The organism is Bacillus cereus, assembly GCF_015071065.1.
Taxonomy (GTDB): domain Bacteria; phylum Bacillota; class Bacilli; order Bacillales; family Bacillaceae_G; genus Bacillus_A; species Bacillus_A cereus_BA.
On record NZ_VOVA01000018.1, the window covers coordinates 15,904 to 34,791 of the forward strand.

Below are 18,888 nucleotides of genomic sequence, written 5' to 3' on the forward strand. Positions count from 1 at the left end.
AATTCACTTAGAAGTTATCCTTAATTTTCTTTTAAAAAATTCACGCATATATCTCTTATCACTCATTCAAACTACATATGATGGAGGTGGGAATATGTATACTGGACGTGATATGACTGAGCTAACTATGATTTCCAAAAATGAATGGAAAGAGGATGAATTAGCTTATTTTCATCATGCATTTCAGCAAATTATGCCTTATCTAAATGTAGAGGGCCAAACGATTTATAAAGAAATTGTGAAAGAAATCGAGTCACGGGGCGGATTATAAACGCGTGGATTTTCAACCTTAAAATACAAATTTATTTTCAATATAAAAAACGTGTTCCAAAGTTCTGGAACACGTTTTTATTATTTATCCCGCATTAACGGGCAGTAAGACCCCCACCTCAAAATGCAGCGAAAGCAAAGAAGTTAGGTGGGGATCAACTGCCCGTAAAAGCCCGATTGGTGAAGGCTAATAATCAGTGGGGGATGAAGAAAACCCCCACTGATTAAAGTTTCACTTTATTGCATTGTAATTTTCTCAACACACTTTTCGTAAATTGTACGATGTGATTTCGAGAAAGGTAACTGTTCAAACGCTTCTTTCGATACAAACTTTAAAGTATCCGTTTCGACAATATTACCTGTTACTTTTCCGTAAAATATAAATATATCCCAAGTACGATGTGTAAAAGTATGTTGTACATTCATCGCGTATTCATCAATTGAAACAGAGAGATCAAAGCTCTCCTTCATATAATCCGTAAGCTGTTGTTTCTGATTACGAATACCTTCACCTAGTTCAATATTCGGGAACTCCCACATATTAGCCAGTAATCCCGTACTTGGGCGTTTATTAATTACGTAACGGCCATCTTCAGTTTGAAGTACTCCTGCAACGAGCGGTACCATTGTAGGTGCTTTCGCTTTACTCTTCACTGGTAGTTCTTTTTGAACACCTTCAGCATACCCTCTGCAATGTTCACGTACAGGACAAAGTAAACAAGATGGATTTTTCGGTATACAAATTAATGCCCCTAATTCCATCAAACCTTGGTTAAAATAAGATGGATTTTCTATCGAAATAATTTCACGCACAATCTCTTCAAAAACTTTTCTCGTCTTCGGTTTTGCAATATCATCCCACACTGATAAAATACGAGATAATACGCGCATAACATTTCCATCAACCGCTGGCTCTGGTATGCCATATGCAATGCTTAAAATGGCACCTTTTGTATATGGTCCCACTCCTTTTAATTTTTCAATTTTCTTTACATCGCTCGGTACTGTCCCGCCGTATACTTCTTTTACCTCTTTTACTGCAGCATGTAAATTTCGTGCTCTAGAATAATAACCTAAGCCTTCCCATGCTTTTAATACTTCTTCATCATCGGCAGTTGCTAGCGCTTCAAGCGTCGGAAACTTCCCCATAAAATTTGCGTAATATGGTTTTACAGCCTCTACCCTTGTTTGCTGTAACATAATTTCCGAAACCCAAACACGGTATGGATCTTTATTTTTTCGCCACGGTAAATCACGTTGTTCTTTTTCAAACCAACCAATTAAATCATTTTGAAACTGTTCTATGTTAAACTCATTTAATATTTCAAGTGTCAAACTTGATCCCCCTCATTTTTTTGCATATACGTACTATTATAAAGATTTTAGGAAAAAATTTAAGTAAGATGACATAGGAAATAGAAGGCAAAGGACTTGAGGTATCGAATAAAAAGAGTTACATTAATAAAAAACGGAGGTGGATTTCTATGGACACAGCCACTCACCTTGTTATGGGCGTTACTCTAGGCAGTTTGGCAACATTAGATCCCGCTATAGCACAAAGTGATATCGGGCCACAAGCGGTGATGCTTGCAACAATTGCCGGTTCCAATATTCCTGACATCGATACAGTTTTAAAATTGCGTAATAACGCTAAATATATAAGAAATCATCGCGGAATTACTCATTCCATTCCTGCAGTGATTCTTTGGTCACTCCTTATAAGTGGCATCTCTTTCGCCTTCTTTTCAGACGCTCCCTATCTGCATCTACTACTTTGGTCATTTATTGCCGTCTTTCTTCATGTCTTTGTGGATATTTTCAATGCCTATGGTACACAGGCATTAAGGCCCTTCACAAAAAAATGGGTAGCGCTCGGCATAATTAATACGTTTGATACTGTCATTTTCTTTATCCATATACTCGCTATCGCCTGTATGCTTGTCGGAGCACATAAAGGCTATACTGCTTTAGCAGCGTATATATTAATGTTTGTTTACTATATCGGCCGCATTATGATGCATCGAAATATTAAAAGTGTAGTATATAAACGTTTCAAAAATGTAGAGAAAGTAATTATTTCTCCTTCTTACAAATTTTATCATTATCATTTAGCAATCGTTACAACTGAACATTACTACGTCGCAAGATGGCACCGCGGTAACATCCTTGTATACGATAAATTTGATCGTATACCGTTCCCGAATACTGCCATTATGCAAGCTGCTGTGCGAGATGAAAATATATCTGCTTTCTTATCTTTCTCGCCTGTATATCGCTGGGATATTTTCGATTATGATAACTATTATGAAGTTCGATTTATTGATTTGCGGTATCGAAGTAAAGATTATTATCCATTCGTCGCAATCGTTCAGCTCGATCAAAATTTAAATATTATTAGTTCATATACAGGATGGATTTTCAGCGAAGAAAAACTTCGAAAGAAACTGGAATTGCTTCCACATTAAAAAAAGCGACCTACGTCGCTTTTTTTAATGTTTCAAATGATCTTCTTGATTGATTAAATGGCTATACTTCGGATTATTTGTACGCATTTCATGCAGGCGCCCTCCATGATTATTAATCCATGTTCGTACCACTTGTTCAGCCATTTTCTCACCTTGGTAACGACCTGATTTAGCATAAGTTGTTTGGAAGTCTTCCCACAGTAATTCGACCCATGCACGAGCTTGTGCGTAAGAAAGGTGATCATTCTTATCTAATAATTCTTTCGTTAATATTTCATAAATATCATTCATGTTCTATTCTCCTTTTATCTATTTATCCCGATTGGTGCGAGCTAATAACCGGTGGTGGATGAAAAAAACTGGTTAAAGTTGCACTTTATTCCCTTCATTTCTAAAGAATAGTTTCTTCAATTTTGCACATTCTATAATTGATACTTCTTAAAGAGGTATCAACTGATAATGAGGGGGCGTTCTTAATGGGTAGACAAGCCGAATTTTGGTCTGAGTCAAAAAACAACAGCAAAATCGACGGTCAACCGAAAGCGAAATCACGCTTCGCTTCGAAACGACCTAACGGCACAATTAACACGCACCCACAAGAACGTATGCGTGCTGCAAATCAGCAGGAAGAGTAGTACAAATTAAATTCCTACACGAGGTGATAAAGATGAGCTACCGTGACCATTTAGATAGTCGTTCTGAATTATTTAACCATACGTGGACTCGTCCAAAACATGCGAAGGCGCAAGTTAACGGACAGACGCAACAAACCCAGTCTCTCATTATACTGGCAAACGAATGTAAAAAACGCCAATTTTAGAATCTCCTATCTCCTTTAACGCCTACCAAAGATGAAAACCAGAGAGATTCGCTCTCTGGTTTTCATTTTTCTTGTAGCAAGGAAATTGGTATTCCAATCTCTTCATTATCATGTTGCTTATATCCCCAAGCAAATACCCCATTGAAATACGTAATTTTAAATACCACACCAGGTTCTTCTACTAATTCATATGTCTCACCAATATGGAATTTATTTATATCTATCATATAAGCACGAGCCATAGCCATTTTTCTCATTAATACATCGAATTCATTTACAATTCCAAGTTGCTCAGCCTTTACTGCTTGCTCCTTCAGAATCCCAATTTCTTCCCTTAGCTCATGTGGCGTCATTTCACTGTAGCGTTTTGGCATACCCATCTTATTTCCTCATCCCTCTTCACGTTTCATTTGTAAAAAAGTCTCTATCTCATCAATAGAGAATCCTTTTCGATATAACGCTTGCTTCACCTTATTTTCGAATGTCCAACCATCATACTTCTTATATTTCTCATAATATTTATTCCCATGATAGTGTAACGCCTCTTGTTGCTGTTCGTCATCTTTTTCGTCTTTCAATTCTTCCAAACAAATTTGAATCACATCTCTAGAATATCCTTTACGAACAAGCATTTCATCTAACTTTAGCTTCATTTGTAAAAATGAATGCTTTTGATAAGATTTTTTCTTCTTCTCTATAAGAAACAAAGCATTCTCAATTTGCTTCTCCTTTGGATACTCTTGTAAACTATGTGTAATGATTAAATCCTGAACACCCTTACTTAACAGCCCTCTTCTAATAACAGTTGGGCCTTTTTGATTCACATTACTTTGCGTTCGCACGTATGAAATAGCGTACTCTTTATCATTAATATATCGGTCATGTAATAATTTCGAAATGACTTCAGAGATGATGGCCTGTCCCACTTCTTTTTTTCGTAAAAAATCTTCTATTTCTTGTTTCGTTCTCATTTGATAGGATAGATAGGAGATTGCTTGTAAATATGCTTTTTGCACCTCTTCATTGTACAAAATATTCCCTAACGCTACTTCATCAATTTCTAGGCCTTTTTGTAATCCATGTTTCATTAAGATTACTTGATTCACACTAAATCCGTACTCTTCACCTTGACCTTGACCTTTATCAATATAAATATTAAATCGTTCTTTCGATCGTTTTTGCACTTCTATTTTTGTAATGACAGTCATACTCTCACCTCTCTATTATTTTAACATAGTCAAGGCACGTTTTTACTTTTCAAGAATATATATAATGAGGAGGAAATGATTATGAAAATCGCAATTTCTGGTGGATCTGGCTTTATAGGCAACTACCTTTCTAGTTTTTTTATTCAAAAGGGATATACTGTTTACATTCTTACTCGAAAAAAAACTGCTGAAACTTCACACACTAACCTTCAATACGTACAATGGACACCGGATTTACAGACCTTCCCCCTCTCCTCTATCGATGTAGTTATTAATCTAGCTGGAGAGTCTATTAATAGTAGGTGGACAAAGAAACAAAAAGAAACAATTTTAAACAGTAGGATTCAAACAACAAGAGGACTCATTAAACAATTACAAGCACTCGCAACAAAACCACACACATTTATTAACGCAAGTGCTATTGGATACTATGGACCATCTGAAACAGAGTCTTTTACCGAGCAACAAGAAACTCCCGGAAATGACTTTTTAGCAGAAACAGTATTTTTATGGGAGCAAGAAGCATCTAAAGCACGTTCTCTTGGAATAAGAACAATCTACTCAAGATTTGGAGTCGTATTAGGTGCAGACGGAGGAGCTCTTCCAAAAATGCTACTTCCCTATCAATTATATATTGGGGGTACAATTGGATCTGGAAACCAATGGTTATCATGGATTCATATAGACGATGTCGTTCGCATGATTGATTTCATCATTCACAAAAAAGAAATTGACGGACCTTTTAATATTACAGCGCCAACGCCAATACGGATGAAAGAGTTCGGTGAAATTATTGCCACTATAACTAGGCGACCTCATTGGTTACCTGTTCCTTCATTTGTACTTCGCGCTTTACTCGGTGAGATGAGTATACTTGTATTAGAAGGGCAACATGTATTACCCAATAAAGCGATTGAACATGGATATCAATACACATTTCCTACAGTTAACCATGCATTACAAAATATACTCTTGCATACAATGTAGTACTTCTAAAATAGTTTTACGGGTAGTTTATCTCCTTCAAAACTTCTCACTTTCTAAACTCCGGAGCATTACTACACGAACAACCTTTCAGTTACTTTGTCTTAACTTACACTAAATATTACAAAGTACCAGAAATGAGGTAACTATGAAAACATTGCTCAAACAAGCCATTGTATATCCTATTACCTCTCCAAAATTTCAAGGAGATGTACTCGTTACAGGAGAACGAATCACCGAGGTCAAACCTTTTATTCAGCCTACTCAAGATATGACCGTTATAGATGCACGAGCCCTTCATCTTTTACCTGGATTTATTGATGTCCATACTCACCTTGGTCTCTATGATGAAGGCACTGGTTGGGCTGGTAATGATGCAAATGAAACATCTGAAGTTTCAACACCACATATCCGTTCTTTAGACGGGATCCATCCTTTTGATATTGCATTTCAAGACGCTGTACAAAATGGAGTTACGACCGTTCACGTTATGCCCGGAAGTCAAAATATTATCGGCGGTACTACTTGTGTAATAAAAACTGCTGGAACTTGTATTGATCATATGATTATTCAGGAACCTGCTGGGTTAAAAATTGCCTTTGGAGAAAACCCTAAAAAAGTCCATAGCAACGGCACAAAAGAATCAATAACACGTATGGGAATTATGGGGTTACTTCGTGAATCATTCTATGACGCACAACACTACGGGCATGAAGCTGATTTTCGAATGCTCCCTATTTTAAAAGCACTCCGCCGAGAAATACCGGTACGTATCCACGCTCACCGTGCAGATGATATCACTTCAGCTTTACGCTTTGCGACAGAATTCAATCTTGATTTACGTATTGAACATTGTACAGAAGGACACTTTATTGTTGAGGAACTTTCGAAACATAATTTAAAGATTTCAGTTGGTCCGACTCTTACACGACGTTCGAAAATCGAGCTTAAAAACAAAACATGGGATACTTATCATATATTATCGAAAAGTGGCATAGAAGTTTCTATTACAACAGATCACCCTTATACACCGATTCAATATTTAAATGTTTGTGCCGCTATCGCTGTTCGAGAAGGATTAGATGAAAAAACAGCCTTGGAAGGAATAACCATTTTTCCAGCTCGTAATTTACGTTTAGAAGATAGAATTGGAAGCATTGAAGTTGGAAAAGATGCTGATCTCGTGTTATGGACTCACCATCCTTTCCATTATTTAGCCAAGCCTGTACTCACCATGATTGACGGAAAAATAATTTACAAAAAAAATAAAAAAAACTAGTTTATTTTTTTGACTAGATAAAGTATTATACGATTATAAACTGAATGAAACCATAATCAATTTGTGTCGTGAGTATCATTTTCAAATTGATGAATGGGGAAGGCAAATGGTGCGCCACCAGCGTTATAGACTGGTTCTAGTGGGTTCGATTCCCACCCCGAAATTTTTTAAAGATCGATATAAAAATTTCGAGGGTGGGTGTTTTTTCGTCATGCTACCCTCGTGTGAGGAGGAGTTAGTGTGTTGAAAAAACGCGACTTACACGACAGCCACGTTCTATACGAGTTAATGGTGGATCCAGCTGTCTTCCCTTTTGTGCGTCAAAAGGCTTATTCTTATGAAGAATATTTATTTTTAACGAAACAAACAATTGAAGCCGAAGAGCGTGGAGAATTAATCTCACGCACAATTTTAGATGAATGGGGTAACCCTATCGGTACAATTACTTTATTTGATGTGCAAGAAAAAGCCGGATTCCTCGGAACCTGGCTTGGCAAACCCTATCATGGTAAAGGATATAATAAATTAGCGAAAGATTCATTTTTTAGCGAACTTTTCTACGAATTAGATATTGAAACGATCTTTATGCGTATTCGTAAAATAAATATCCGGTCTATTAAAGCTGCCGAAAAACTAGAATATGTAAATCTAGCAAATGAAACAAGAAAAGCCGTTTATGATGAAATTAACGCGCATGAAGAAGTATATAATTTATATGAAATTCCAAAAGATCAATATACACTTGCAACAATGCGAGATACAACATTCCAAGAAGCACACCAATTAAAAGAAGCGTAATCTAAAAATTCAGAAATGATAATTAACTAGTGATAGTTTGACATATATGTATATCACCCCATGTCTTTGGAAACGATAGATAGTGACTTTAGGACACGAGGTGATTTGTAATGGATAAAAAGAAACGTGATAAAGCAAAAAATACATTATCTAGTACACAAGAAGTTCTCTATCAACGAGAATTTCGAAAAGCAGATCGTGCAGCGGGCTATCGCTCAAAAAGCATTTAAAGTGAAACTGAATAATTAGAAGGTTTCCCCCCTAATTATTCAGTTTCATTACATAAGATTTTCCAATGGATTGGCAAAAAAGGTTCCTTATAAATAAGGAACCTTTTTTGTGGACAACTTTATCCACAAAAATCGTAAAATTGTGCATAAATTCCAAAAGTATTTTACGAATTCATTTATTAACATGAATTCGTAACGTGAGAATTGTGGATAATTTTCTAAAAATTGTGGATTGTGTGGATATAGTTGTTAATATTCCGACTTTACTGTCTAATTGAAGCGCAATCCTTTGTGGATAAGTTAATAATTCACGTTTTTTTTTACAACAATAAAAAAACCCTCTTTAAATGCTTAAAAGAGGGGTTTCATATTAAGTAAAAGATTCGGCAAGAGCTGGTGATTTGATAGGTATATGATTCGGCTCTGCATGATTTTCTGCCAAAATTGTATCCACAATATGACCAGCTGGCTCAGGACGATAAATACTTTTCATTGCTTCTTTCATTTGAAGAAGCTTCATATCATCTTGTAATAACGCCTCTGTTTTTGCAAAAACTTCACTATCATCACGAATTACAACTGCAGCCCCTTTTTTTTCAAAATACAACGCATTTTCATTTTCTTGTCCTGGGACAGGTTTATATAAAATGACAGGTACTTGTAATGCTGCTGCTTCGCTTAATGTAATACCACCTGGCTTCGTAATCATACAAGAAGTAACACGGAACAACTCATCAATGTTTTCAACATAACCAAATACTTTTAAAGCATCAGAACTTTGTTCCTGTAGTTCCATTAAATCCTGCTTTAAAGCTTCGTTTTTCCCACAAACGACAACTACTTGTAAGTTTGGTACTGACATAAATGACTGGCATAGCTCTTTTACACTCCCCAGCACACCATGAGCACCTGCTACAATTAGTAACATCTTTTTATCCTTACATAACTGATATTTATTATATATAATTGCTGGATTTATCTTTAGCTCAAAACTGCTACGAATCGGAATCCCTGTTTCAACAATTTGCTCTGCAGGTACACCGATATCAACCATCACTTTTTTCACATGATCGGTTGCTACAAAATAACGATCTACTTCTCGATGGATCCATATTTTATGCACGCAAAAATCCGTTAATACGTTATAAACAGGAATAGAAATACCTATTTGCTTTTTCAATTCTGGTACAGCGATGATTGGAAAGGTATTAATAACAATATCCGGTTTCTCCACCTGTAATAGCGTCTTCAAACGCTTTCTCCCAAAATTCGCATACCAAGATGCTATTTTTTTATCATAAATTTTCTCTACACCATAATAAAACAAACGATATAATTCTTTTCCTACCGTATAGCTTTTTAAATATAAATATTTTGTAATATCGGTTATAACTGGATGTGATTCTCCAAACAAGTCGCATACAATTACATCTTTGATTCCTTTTTGACGAAAGGTTTGTTCTAATGTTTTCGCTACTTGCACATGACCGTTACCGTAATGTGCAGTTAATATTAAAACCTTGGGGTTTTTTATCAAACAAATCCACTCCTAGCTTTTTGTTTCTCCATATTGCATATACGACAATAGGAAAAACATTTTCCTTAAACATTACATACTTGGATTCCAATATTCCCCTGTTAGCTATGTACCTGTCGTGGATATGCAAAGCATATAAGATTGACCCCTTAATCCTATCTGTGCTCATATCTTTACATTATACTTTCCTATAAGAGCTTTCGCAATAACTTACAAATGTTCTATATTTCATGATACTCACTCTTTTACTTCTTAATTCTTTTTACTATTTTGATTTCCCTTTACGATTATGTAAATTTCTCCGCCTATCCTTTACAAAAATATGGATATTATCTCTTCAGTATACTCTTTTCTAAATATATACTCTAGATTTTATTATAAAGAAACAAAAAGTCTAATCCAATATTTGGATTAGACTGCTTTTAAAATATGTTTCACATGCTCAACGTTTTCTTCTGCCGGTGGATTCACATCTGCAAGTGGATACTTATGTCCAAGTGCCTCCCATTTATAAACACCGAGTTTATGATATGGCAACACTTCCACTTTCTTAACATTAGATAGACTTTGAATAAAGTTTGATAATTTTTGCAGATCCTCTTCACCATCGGTAACACCGGGAACCAATACATGTCTTACCCAAATTGTTTTCTTTCTATCCGATAAATAACGAGCAAACTGTAAAATGTGTTCATTTGGTTTCCCTGTTAATTTACGATGTTTCTTTGAATCAATATGCTTCAAATCCAATAAAACTAAATCTGTATACTCCATTAAAATATCTAGCTTATTTTGGAATTCTGGTTCTTCAGAATAACAACCGCCAGAAGAATCGATTGTTGTATGGATACCAGCTTCTTTGCACTTTTTAAACAACTCAATTAAGAAGTCTAGCTGTAATAGTGGTTCTCCACCGCTAACTGTTATACCGCCTCCAGAAGCTTCAATAAATGGAAGGTAACATGTCACATCCTGCATCACTTCTTCAACTGTTATTTCTTTACCTTTACCGATTTCCCACGTATCAGCATTATGACAATATTGACAACGTAATAAACACCCTTGTGTAAATATGACATAACGAATTCCTGGGCCATCAACAGTACCACAAGACTCTACAGAATGTATTCTTCCTTTTACCATGTTACTTCCTCCTTTATTGAAACAGCCTCCCTCCGCCATATATTAAAAGCGGAGGGACACTTTTTTCACTTACATGCTTTCATGCATTGTACGGTTAATTACATCAATTTGTTGTTCACGAGTTAATTTAATAAAGTTAACAGCGTAACCAGATACACGAATTGTTAATTGTGGATATTTTTCAGGGTGCTCCATTGCATCCATTAATGTTTCACGGTTAAATACGTTAATATTTAAGTGGTGTCCTTCTTTTATTGCATATCCATCAAGCATAGATACTAAGTTGCGTACTTGTACATCATCTTCTTTACCAAGTGCTTTTGGAATAATAGAGAATGTATTTGAAATACCATCTTGTGCATCTTCATATGGTAATTTAGCTACAGATAATAATGACGCTAATGCACCTTTTGTATCACGGCCATGCATTGGGTTTGCGCCCGGTGCAAATGGTTCTCCAGTACGACGTCCATCTGGAGTGTTACCAGTTTTCTTACCGTATACAACGTTAGATGTGATTGTTAAGATTGACATTGTATGAACAGAATTACGGTATGTTTTATGTTTGCGAAGTTTGTTCATAAATGTTTTCACAAGATTTACTGCGATTTCATCTACGCGATCATCATTGTTACCGTATTTAGGGAAATCTCCCTCGATTTCGAAATCAACTGCAATACCATTTTCATCACGAATTGGTTTTACTTTTGCATATTTAATTGCACTTAAAGAGTCAGCTACTACAGATAATCCAGCGATACCTGTTGCCATTGTACGAAGAACATTTGTATCATGAAGTGCCATTTCAATACGTTCATAGCTATATTTATCGTGCATATAGTGAATTACATTTAATGTATTTAAATATAGACCCGCTAACCATTCCATTGTCATATCGAATTTACGCATAACTTCTTCATAATCTAATACTTCAGCAGTAATTGGTGCGTATTCAGGACCAACTTGTGCTTTTGACTTTTCATCTTTACCACCGTTAACTGCATATAGTAATGCTTTCGCTAAGTTTGCACGTGCTCCGAAGAACTGCATTTGTTTACCGATTCTCATTGCTGATACACAACAAGCAATGCCGTAGTCATCACCGTAGTCAGGACGCATAATGTCATCATTTTCGTACTGTATTGCTGATGTTTTAATAGACATTTTTGCACAGTAGTTTTTAAAGTTCTCTGGTAATTGTTTAGACCAAAGAACTGTTAAGTTTGGTTCTGGTGCTGGTCCTAAATTATCTAATGTATGCAAGAAACGGAATGAGTTTTTTGTTACTAACGGACGACCGTCTAACGCCATACCACCAATAGATTCAGTTACCCAAGTTGGATCTCCAGAGAATAGTTCATTGTAATCAGGCGTTCTTGCAAATTTCACAAGACGTAATTTCATAATGAAATGGTCAACAATTTCTTGTGCTTCTTCTTCTGTTAAAGTACCATTTGCTAAATCTCTTTCAATGTAAACATCTAAGAATGTAGAGGTACGTCCAAGGCTCATTGCTGCCCCGTTTTGTTCTTTAATTGCTGCGAGATAAGCAAAGTATAACCATTGGAAAGCCTCTTGTGCATTTGTAGCTGGCTTAGAAATATCGAATCCATGAGAAGCAGCCATCTGTTTTAACTCTTGAAGCGAACGCATTTGCTCAGATAATTCTTCGCGTAAACGCATTGTATCTTCGCTCATTACACCGCCAGTTAAATTATAATCAACCTTTTTCGCTTCAATTAAATGATCTATACCGTATAGCGCTACGCGGCGATAGTCACCGATAATACGTCCACGTCCATATGCATCTGGAAGGCCAGTAATAACACCTGATTTACGAGCCGCTTTCATTTCTGGCGTGTATGCATCAAATACACCTTGATTATGAGTTTTACGCCAGTCTCTGAAAATACTGCTAAGTTCTTTATCCATTTCATATCCATACGCTTCACAAGCTTGTTCCGCCATACGAATACCACCATATGGTTGTAAAGAACGTTTAAATGGTTTATCAGTTTGGAAACCGACCACTTTTTCAATATCTTTATTTAAATATCCTGGTTCATGTGATGTAATAGAAGAAACAATTTTTGTATCCATATCAAGAACGCCACCGTTTTCACGTTCCTTTGTTGTTAAATCCATTACTTGATCCCAAAGTTTTTTCGTTGCTTCAGTTGCTTCCGCTAAGAAAGAGTCTTCTCCCTCGTAAACGTTTACATTATTTAAAATGAAATCGCGAACATCAATCTCTGCTTTCCATTTTTCACCTTTAAAGTTTTCCCACGCGTTTTTTACATTTTCTAATACTTGAGTCATCCTAATCTCCTCCATTTTTGATTAGTACAGGACTACGTTTTTTTATATAACAGCTTACACACTTAGAATACTACTTTTTTTCGAAAGTGGACGAAATAGTTGTGACATGTTTGTGAAATGTTGAACAAACTACTATGCTCGTAGTGTTAACTTCGTTTAAAAGTCTTTATAATTAACCCTTTCTTTAATTGTATTTTTTTGGTATTCTTATATACGAGTCCTATTTTGTAATATAAGAACGATACCCATTGTAGAGCTGTAATACTCTTATCTCCTAATCTGTTATAGTTTTTATAGCAGAGCAAAAAAGTGTACATACGTTGTACACTTTTTTTGTTACTACTCTAAAACATCCCTTTTTCTATTTCCATCATAGAATCCACCACGACTACCCTTTAATGCAATTAATTGCTCTAATCCTTCTATATGATCACCAATAATTCGAAGGACAGCTGGAGGATGACCTATTTTTGCAAAATGTTCACTGGGCCGAATACGGTTCATCTTATCGACCTCAACACGACTTACACATGCAATTTCGAATCCTGAAAGAATAGCTTTCACTTGCGCTACGCAAGGTGACAGTAAAGATCTATACCCAATTGATTTCAAACACGTCCGGCTAAACGCATTAGGTACAGCAATAAGAGAGCCTACTCCTAAATCTTTTCTATCACAAGCTAAATTTAGTGCATATTTAAATGCTGTTACAAGATGAAGTGGTACTCTCAAATCTAAATAATGATTTAAATCATTTAATGCGACATCCGTTCCATCTGCAATAGCTTTTGCAAAGGGATATAGCTCACTAGCTGGAATAACAAAATCACCGTCTATAAATAAAACAATTTCTCCTTTGGCAAAATAAGTTCCAAGCGAACGCCCCACATCGTTTCCAAGTGCTTCTTTATACACAATTGTTGTTACTCCCTTGTCTTTTGCAATTGTTGCCGTTTTATCGGACGAACCATTTACAACAACGATGATTTCAAAAGGTTCAATTTTGCGAAGCTCTTCTATAACGTTTCCAATTGTTTTCTCTTCATCTTGTACAGGAATTACAACCGATAATTGCTCTCCTTTATACAACTTAGATGTAACGCCCCATCCTTGATAAAAATCTTCAAAATTTAAAGTATGACAGACACACTCTCTTTTCCTATTTCCATCATAATATCCTCCCCGCTCATCGCTGCCTACTATCCGCTCTGCTACAGCTTCTATATGATCACCTATCATTCGTTTTTCAGATTGAGAAAGATCCGTGCCATATGCAGCATGCTCGGTCGGCCGAAATTTATTCGGCGTAATAATGTCAATTGCACAATGGCGACTAATTCTCCATTTACTTTGTGCTAGACGTAAATGAGCCACAATAGGATTAACAAAACATTCGTATCCAATACTTTGAATGACTTCTTTCGTCAACGCATGAGGTACAGATAATAAAGAATCAATTTTCAATTCTTCGCGTTCTAACATTGCATTTAATATTTGGCGCCACACTGTAATAGAATGTGGTTTTTGTTTCTTTAAAAATAATGCGTCCAAATTATTTAAAGCGATGTCCGCCTGATCATGCAAAATCGGATTAAGGAACAATTGTAATTTTGAAGTTTGAATAGCAAAATCACCATCTACAAACAGTAATACATCACCTATCGCATGTTTTGCACCAACCGCGCGTCCAACGTCGTTACCAAGTGACTCTTTATATTGGATTACTGTACATCCTAAGCTCTCAGCAATTACTTCTGTACCATCATTACAACCATTTGCTACTACAATAATCTCTACTGGATTTAATGGTTTTACCGATTGAACCACGTCTGAAATCGTATCCACTTCATTACATACGGGAATAATAACTGATAACGACTTAACCATTGTTTTCTTCACGAAACCATTTAATAGTTTCTTTCAATCCTTGTTCCCACGTTACTTTCGCTTGAAACTGAAGAAGTTCTCTTAATTTCGTTACGTCTGGTCTTCTATTTGGAATCTCTTCAAATCCATGTGGATATACTTCCTCAAATGGAACGTGCACAATTTTGGAAATAGACTTCGTTAATTTTTTTATATCTTCCGCTACTACCCTTATATTTTTTTCATTCTCAGAACCTATATTAATAATTTCACCATTTACCTTCTCATCCATTGCACGAATTGTTGCCTCGACCGCATCACTTACATACGTAAAGCAACGTGTCTGCCTTCCATCTCCATACACGAGAATATCGTCACCTTGCAAAGCCGCACGAATAAATCGTGGAATTACTCCTGCGTACGGACCATCTTTCGCTCTTGGACCATAAATATTAAAATAACGAACAATCGTTACAGGTAAACCTTCTAATGCGTATCCTAAACATAATGTTTCCTCTAACGTTTTACAAATTGCATAACTCCAACGTATTTTGGAAGTTGCACCGTATAAACGATCTCCTTCTTCAGAGAATGGTGGCTCTCCCTTTCCATATACTTCAGAAGTAGATGCAAATACTACTTTCTTCTTCCCTTTTAACGCTGCTTGCAAAATGTTTCTCGTTCCATCAAAGTTCGTTTCAATGAGCTCTACACTCTTTTCCATTGTCGTTTTAACACCTAAAATTGCCGCCAAATGGAATACTACATCATGTTGATTTACTAATTCATCTATTGTCTTTTTATCTAAAACACTGATTGAAATAACTGGAATCTCTTTCATTAACTCATTATGATATTTATTTTTCCCTTTATAGAAGTTATCCACAATCGTGACTGCATAACCTCTTTTCACCAATTCTTCAGCTAGATGCGATCCAATAAATCCTGCTCCACCTGTAATTAAACATTTTTTACTCATACACTCACCTTCTTTACGATTCCACGTGTATCTATTAATCGCTCAATTCTTTTAAAAAGCTTCCAATCAATATTAGAGTGATCAGTTAAAATTAAAATACAATCCGCCTCTTTAACTGTTTGTTCATCCAAAGGAACAGATTGATACACCTTATCTCCAATTTCCGCAGAAGAAATATATGGATCATGATATTCTATCTCGTATCCTTCTTTTATTAATAATTGAATAATTGGCAACGCTGGTGATTCTCTCAAATCATTTACATCCTTCTTATATGCAATCCCTACAATTAAAACCGTTGCAGGTGATTGCACCATTCCTTTTACTTTCCCGACTATTTTCTCTGGCATTTCTTCATTAATTACATGTGCCGCTTCAATTAATTGACTAATTGCTCCAGCCTTTCTTATTCTCCACTGAAAATATAAAGGGTCTACCGGAATACAGTGTCCTCCTATTCCTGGTCCTGGCCAATACGGAGTAAATCCAAACGGTTTTGTAGATGCTGCTTCAAGTACCTCATAAAAATTAATATTCAAACTTTCACAAAGTATATTTAACTCATTTACTAATGAAATATTAACTAAACGCTGAATATTTTCAAACAACTTGCACATCTCTGCTACTTTCGGAGAGCTAACTGGAACAACAACATCAAATATAGTGCTATACAAATCCTGTACTTTTTGTTTACACCGCTCGGTTTGTCCACTAATAACTTTTGGAATCGATTGAACTGAATATTGACTATTTGCTGGATCAATTCGCTCTGGAGAATATCCAATATAATAATCTTCTCCTACCTTTTTACCTGTTTGAGAAATAATTGGAATGATAACTTCCTCAAGCGTACCTGGATATGTGGAGCTTTCAAAAATGAAGGTTTGTCCTTTTTGAAGGTTTTGTTGTATATAATGGGAGGCTGAAATGAGGGCACTTAAATCTGGTTCTTTCTGCTCATTAATTGGGGTCGGCACGGTCACAATGACATAATCGCTATGCTTAAAATCCGCAACACCTTTATCTGGTGTATTCACTATTAATTTTCTTTCGTTTATTAAGCCTTGTAATACTTTAGAAGACACATCAGGAATATAACTTTCTCCTTTTATAATTGATTCTATTTTTCTAGTATCCTTATCTAATCCAAGTACAGCATGTCCTCTTTCTGCAAAAAGGACCGCTAAAGGAAGGCCAACATATCCTAATCCAATAATGGTTACTTTACTACTAGCATTCATCTATATTCTCTTCTTCCCTTCTCAATTGTAGTATTATATCTCTATCCCGTTCTCCGTCTGTAAAACTCCCACGCCCATTCGTATGTTGTAATAAATAAGCAATCGCCTCAAGCTGATCTCCAAAAATACGATCAAATGCAGGAATTCGTCCGTTTACAAACCCGTGTTGTTCTGGACGTATACGGTTCGGTTTTATAACATCCACAAAGTCTATTGCTCTTACAGAAAAATCAGCTAAAATAGCTTTCATTTGAGCTAATGGTGGAATAACGAGGGCCTCGTATCCAATCTTCTCTATTACTTTTTTATGCATAGCATGTGGTACTGCCGTTAATGAGTTATTCCATAAGTCTGGTCGTTTTGCTACCAAATTCACGAAATATTTCCCCATACTAATTGGATCTGCGGGGTGAAACATATCTAACAAACATTGCAAATCATTTAACGCCACATCATTTCCGTCTTCAATAGCATGCAAAAATGGAATTAGTTTTTTCGCACCAATCACAAAATCACCATCTAAAAATAAACAAATATCAGCTGTAGCATGCATAGCTCCTATTGCCCGTGCCACATTGTGCCCAAGCGCTTTTGAAAATTCAAGAACAATAACATTCTCTAGTTTCGCTTGTTTAATTGTCTCGGCATCTGCTCCATTCGCAACAACTATAATTTCATCTACACCTGCTTTTTTCACTTCCTGTATGACAGATATTATAGTCATTTTTTCTTCTGATACTGGTATAATCGCACTGTATTTCGCTTTTTCTCCTTGTAATAAAACTGGTTTATACTTCCCTATAAACTCTCTATCCCTGTTTCCCTCCGAAAAACCGCCGCGTTTACCATATGTTTCGATTACGTATTGCAAAGCACGTAAATGATCACCCATAATACGACTAGTCGCTTTCGGATAAGGAGAACCAGGTGATGTACCAGTATGCACAGGACGAACCTTATTCGTGTGAATTACATCGACCGAAGCCATATCAACAATATCTACTCCTCTAGACATCGCCATCGCTTGAAATAATGCGGGATCTGCTAAATTCCACCATCCAAGTCTCTCGATAACTTCCCGGCTCATCGCATGTGGAATTGCGATTAAAGAACCAACAACAAGCTCTTTTTTATTCAAATAACGATTCAACATGAATTTTCCAACTGTCGTATAATGTGGTCTCATCTTTAAATAAACAGACCATGTTAAATTATTAACAACAATTTGATGCCCCTGCTGAATTCCTTTCACGAAACGTTGTAGTTCTTTACTATCAATGACGATATCACCATCTAAAAACAATACAATTTCACCTTTGGCTTCTCTAGCTCCAATTGCCCTTCCTACATCATTGCCAAGAGAATGTTTATAATAAATTACACGGCAATGATGTTGTAATGCGACTTCCTTCGTTCCATCTGTCGATCCATTATCTACTACAATAATTTCATAAGGCTCGAGCTTTTCCACTTCTACTAAAACTTGTGATAAAGTACTTGCTTCATTGTGCGCTGGAATAACAACTGATACTCTCATATTTGTATCACTTTTACCCTTCCAAGCGAACATAAGCAATAATAGGAGTACGTACAAGTACATCTTCCGGTGGTCCATAAGAAGGAGAAGTACGAACACTTACTGCCCCGTCCGTCACAGATAAAAGAATGCCCGCAACAATTTCAACAGCTGTCACAACTTGCACTAGTTCACCAACATGGTTACGCAATTCATCAGTAAATAACATATAT

20 protein-coding genes are annotated in these 18,888 nt (G+C 36.1%); 8 read left to right on the top strand and 12 right to left on the bottom strand.

Annotated elements, in window-relative coordinates:
- The first annotated feature begins 94 nt into the window (after window positions 1-94).
- Window positions 95-271 (top strand): hypothetical protein, encoded by a 177-nt coding sequence (locus FT637_RS24745; protein WP_193648549.1) that lies wholly within the window; start codon window positions 95-97, stop codon window positions 269-271.
- A 236-nt stretch (window positions 272-507) separates the two neighbouring features.
- Here FT637_RS24745 and mutY read toward each other — a convergent pair whose 3' ends face one another.
- Window positions 508-1,605 carry an A/G-specific adenine glycosylase gene (mutY, locus tag FT637_RS24750; RefSeq protein WP_193648550.1) on the bottom strand — a complete coding sequence of 366 codons (1,098 nt, stop codon included), beginning with the start codon at window positions 1,603-1,605 and terminating at the stop codon, window positions 508-510.
- A 149-nt stretch (window positions 1,606-1,754) separates the two neighbouring features.
- Between mutY and FT637_RS24755 the strand changes: the two genes are divergently transcribed.
- Complete coding sequence (locus FT637_RS24755; protein WP_193648551.1) at window positions 1,755-2,735, top strand: metal-dependent hydrolase; 981 nt, start codon at window positions 1,755-1,757, stop codon at window positions 2,733-2,735.
- A 24-nt stretch (window positions 2,736-2,759) separates the two neighbouring features.
- Here the strand turns inward: FT637_RS24755 and FT637_RS24760 are convergent, their stop codons facing one another.
- Window positions 2,760-3,026 carry a YfhJ family protein gene (locus FT637_RS24760; RefSeq protein ID WP_193648552.1) on the bottom strand — a complete coding sequence of 89 codons (267 nt, stop codon included), beginning with the start codon at window positions 3,024-3,026 and terminating at the stop codon, window positions 2,760-2,762.
- Window positions 3,027-3,211: 185 nt separating this feature from the next.
- Here FT637_RS24760 and FT637_RS24765 point away from each other — a divergent pair, with 185 nt between their 5' ends.
- Window positions 3,212-3,370 carry a small, acid-soluble spore protein K gene (locus FT637_RS24765; protein WP_002010326.1) on the top strand — a complete coding sequence of 53 codons (159 nt, stop codon included), beginning with the start codon at window positions 3,212-3,214 and terminating at the stop codon, window positions 3,368-3,370.
- 32 nt (window positions 3,371-3,402) lie between these two features.
- A complete protein-coding gene (locus FT637_RS24770; RefSeq protein ID WP_002174744.1) occupies window positions 3,403-3,555 on the top strand; it encodes a YpzG family protein in 153 nt (50 codons plus the stop codon).
- A 62-nt stretch (window positions 3,556-3,617) separates the two neighbouring features.
- Here FT637_RS24770 and FT637_RS24775 read toward each other — a convergent pair whose 3' ends face one another.
- Together FT637_RS24775 and recX are read right to left on the bottom strand one after the other, a co-directional pair.
- Entirely contained in the window at window positions 3,618-3,935 is a 318-nt protein-coding gene (locus FT637_RS24775) for a YfhH family protein (RefSeq protein WP_105587381.1), read from the bottom strand.
- Between the two features lie 9 nt (window positions 3,936-3,944).
- Window positions 3,945-4,763, bottom strand: coding sequence for a recombination regulator RecX (gene recX / locus FT637_RS24780; RefSeq protein ID WP_193648553.1), 819 nt, complete (start codon window positions 4,761-4,763; stop codon window positions 3,945-3,947).
- An 81-nt stretch (window positions 4,764-4,844) separates the two neighbouring features.
- Between recX and FT637_RS24785 the strand changes: the two genes are divergently transcribed.
- The 4 genes from FT637_RS24785 to FT637_RS24800 all read left to right on the top strand — a co-directional run bounded on the left by FT637_RS24785 (window position 4,845) and on the right by FT637_RS24800 (window position 8,054).
- The gene (locus tag FT637_RS24785) at window positions 4,845-5,750 is read left to right on the top strand and encodes a TIGR01777 family oxidoreductase (RefSeq protein WP_193648554.1); all 906 of its coding nucleotides are present in this window, start codon (window positions 4,845-4,847) and stop codon (window positions 5,748-5,750) included.
- A gap of 145 nt (window positions 5,751-5,895) precedes the next feature.
- Window positions 5,896-7,026, top strand: a complete 1,131-nt coding sequence (locus FT637_RS24790) for an amidohydrolase (protein ID WP_193648555.1) — start codon at window positions 5,896-5,898, stop codon at window positions 7,024-7,026.
- Between the two features lie 240 nt (window positions 7,027-7,266).
- Window positions 7,267-7,824, top strand: a complete 558-nt coding sequence (locus tag FT637_RS24795) for a GNAT family N-acetyltransferase (protein WP_193648556.1) — start codon at window positions 7,267-7,269, stop codon at window positions 7,822-7,824.
- Window positions 7,825-7,934: 110 nt separating this feature from the next.
- Window positions 7,935-8,054, top strand: coding sequence for a YfhE family protein (locus tag FT637_RS24800; RefSeq protein ID WP_000358484.1), 120 nt, complete (start codon window positions 7,935-7,937; stop codon window positions 8,052-8,054).
- Window positions 8,055-8,424: 370 nt separating this feature from the next.
- Here FT637_RS24800 and FT637_RS24805 read toward each other — a convergent pair whose 3' ends face one another.
- From FT637_RS24805 to FT637_RS24840, 8 genes are all read right to left on the bottom strand, one after another.
- Complete coding sequence (locus FT637_RS24805; protein ID WP_002113823.1) at window positions 8,425-9,591, bottom strand: diglucosyl diacylglycerol synthase; 1,167 nt, start codon at window positions 9,589-9,591, stop codon at window positions 8,425-8,427.
- A 411-nt stretch (window positions 9,592-10,002) separates the two neighbouring features.
- Window positions 10,003-10,734, bottom strand: a complete 732-nt coding sequence (gene pflA, locus FT637_RS24810) for a pyruvate formate-lyase-activating protein (RefSeq protein WP_193648557.1) — start codon at window positions 10,732-10,734, stop codon at window positions 10,003-10,005.
- A gap of 69 nt (window positions 10,735-10,803) precedes the next feature.
- On the bottom strand, window positions 10,804-13,053 hold the full coding sequence (gene pflB / locus FT637_RS24815; protein WP_193648558.1) for a formate C-acetyltransferase: 2,250 nt from the start codon (window positions 13,051-13,053) through the stop codon (window positions 10,804-10,806).
- A 339-nt stretch (window positions 13,054-13,392) separates the two neighbouring features.
- Window positions 13,393-14,940, bottom strand: coding sequence for a glycosyltransferase family 2 protein (locus FT637_RS24820; RefSeq protein WP_193648599.1), 1,548 nt, complete (start codon window positions 14,938-14,940; stop codon window positions 13,393-13,395).
- Window positions 14,933-15,898: an NAD-dependent epimerase/dehydratase family protein gene (locus FT637_RS24825; RefSeq protein WP_193648559.1), complete on the bottom strand. Its 966-nt coding sequence runs from the start codon at window positions 15,896-15,898 to the stop codon at window positions 14,933-14,935. The genes FT637_RS24820 and FT637_RS24825 overlap by 8 nt, the downstream gene beginning before the upstream one ends.
- On the bottom strand, window positions 15,895-17,139 hold the full coding sequence (locus FT637_RS24830) for a nucleotide sugar dehydrogenase (protein WP_193648560.1): 1,245 nt from the start codon (window positions 17,137-17,139) through the stop codon (window positions 15,895-15,897). Before FT637_RS24830 ends, FT637_RS24825 begins: the two co-directional genes overlap by 4 nt.
- Window positions 17,129-18,739, bottom strand: a complete 1,611-nt coding sequence (locus FT637_RS24835) for a glycosyltransferase family 2 protein (protein ID WP_193648600.1) — start codon at window positions 18,737-18,739, stop codon at window positions 17,129-17,131. The genes FT637_RS24830 and FT637_RS24835 overlap by 11 nt, the downstream gene beginning before the upstream one ends.
- Window positions 18,690-18,884, bottom strand: coding sequence for a hypothetical protein (locus FT637_RS24840; RefSeq protein ID WP_002063684.1), 195 nt, complete (start codon window positions 18,882-18,884; stop codon window positions 18,690-18,692). The genes FT637_RS24835 and FT637_RS24840 overlap by 50 nt, the downstream gene beginning before the upstream one ends.
- Window positions 18,885-18,888: the final 4 nt, after the last annotated feature.

Coding starts and splice junctions, on each gene's coding strand:
- FT637_RS24830 (WP_193648560.1), bottom strand. CDS start 17,139: ATGAATGCTAGTAGTAAAGTAACCATTATTGGATTAGGATATGTTGGC.
- FT637_RS24835 (WP_193648600.1), bottom strand. CDS start 18,739: ATGTACTTGTACGTACTCCTATTATTGCTTATGTTCGCTTGGAAGGGT.
- FT637_RS24785 (WP_193648554.1), top strand. CDS start 4,845: ATGAAAATCGCAATTTCTGGTGGATCTGGCTTTATAGGCAACTACCTT.
- FT637_RS24825 (WP_193648559.1), bottom strand. CDS start 15,898: ATGAGTAAAAAATGTTTAATTACAGGTGGAGCAGGATTTATTGGATCG.
- FT637_RS24745 (WP_193648549.1), top strand. CDS start 95: ATGTATACTGGACGTGATATGACTGAGCTAACTATGATTTCCAAAAAT.
- pflB (WP_193648558.1), bottom strand. CDS start 13,053: ATGACTCAAGTATTAGAAAATGTAAAAAACGCGTGGGAAAACTTTAAA.
- FT637_RS24765 (WP_002010326.1), top strand. CDS start 3,212: ATGGGTAGACAAGCCGAATTTTGGTCTGAGTCAAAAAACAACAGCAAA.
- FT637_RS24790 (WP_193648555.1), top strand. CDS start 5,896: ATGAAAACATTGCTCAAACAAGCCATTGTATATCCTATTACCTCTCCA.
- FT637_RS24800 (WP_000358484.1), top strand. CDS start 7,935: ATGGATAAAAAGAAACGTGATAAAGCAAAAAATACATTATCTAGTACA.
- recX (WP_193648553.1), bottom strand. CDS start 4,763: ATGACTGTCATTACAAAAATAGAAGTGCAAAAACGATCGAAAGAACGA.
- FT637_RS24820 (WP_193648599.1), bottom strand. CDS start 14,940: ATGGTTAAGTCGTTATCAGTTATTATTCCCGTATGTAATGAAGTGGAT.
- FT637_RS24770 (WP_002174744.1), top strand. CDS start 3,403: ATGAGCTACCGTGACCATTTAGATAGTCGTTCTGAATTATTTAACCAT.
- FT637_RS24775 (WP_105587381.1), bottom strand. CDS start 3,935: ATGGGTATGCCAAAACGCTACAGTGAAATGACGCCACATGAGCTAAGG.
- FT637_RS24840 (WP_002063684.1), bottom strand. CDS start 18,884: ATGTTATTTACTGATGAATTGCGTAACCATGTTGGTGAACTAGTGCAA.
- pflA (WP_193648557.1), bottom strand. CDS start 10,734: ATGGTAAAAGGAAGAATACATTCTGTAGAGTCTTGTGGTACTGTTGAT.
- FT637_RS24760 (WP_193648552.1), bottom strand. CDS start 3,026: ATGAATGATATTTATGAAATATTAACGAAAGAATTATTAGATAAGAAT.
- FT637_RS24755 (WP_193648551.1), top strand. CDS start 1,755: ATGGACACAGCCACTCACCTTGTTATGGGCGTTACTCTAGGCAGTTTG.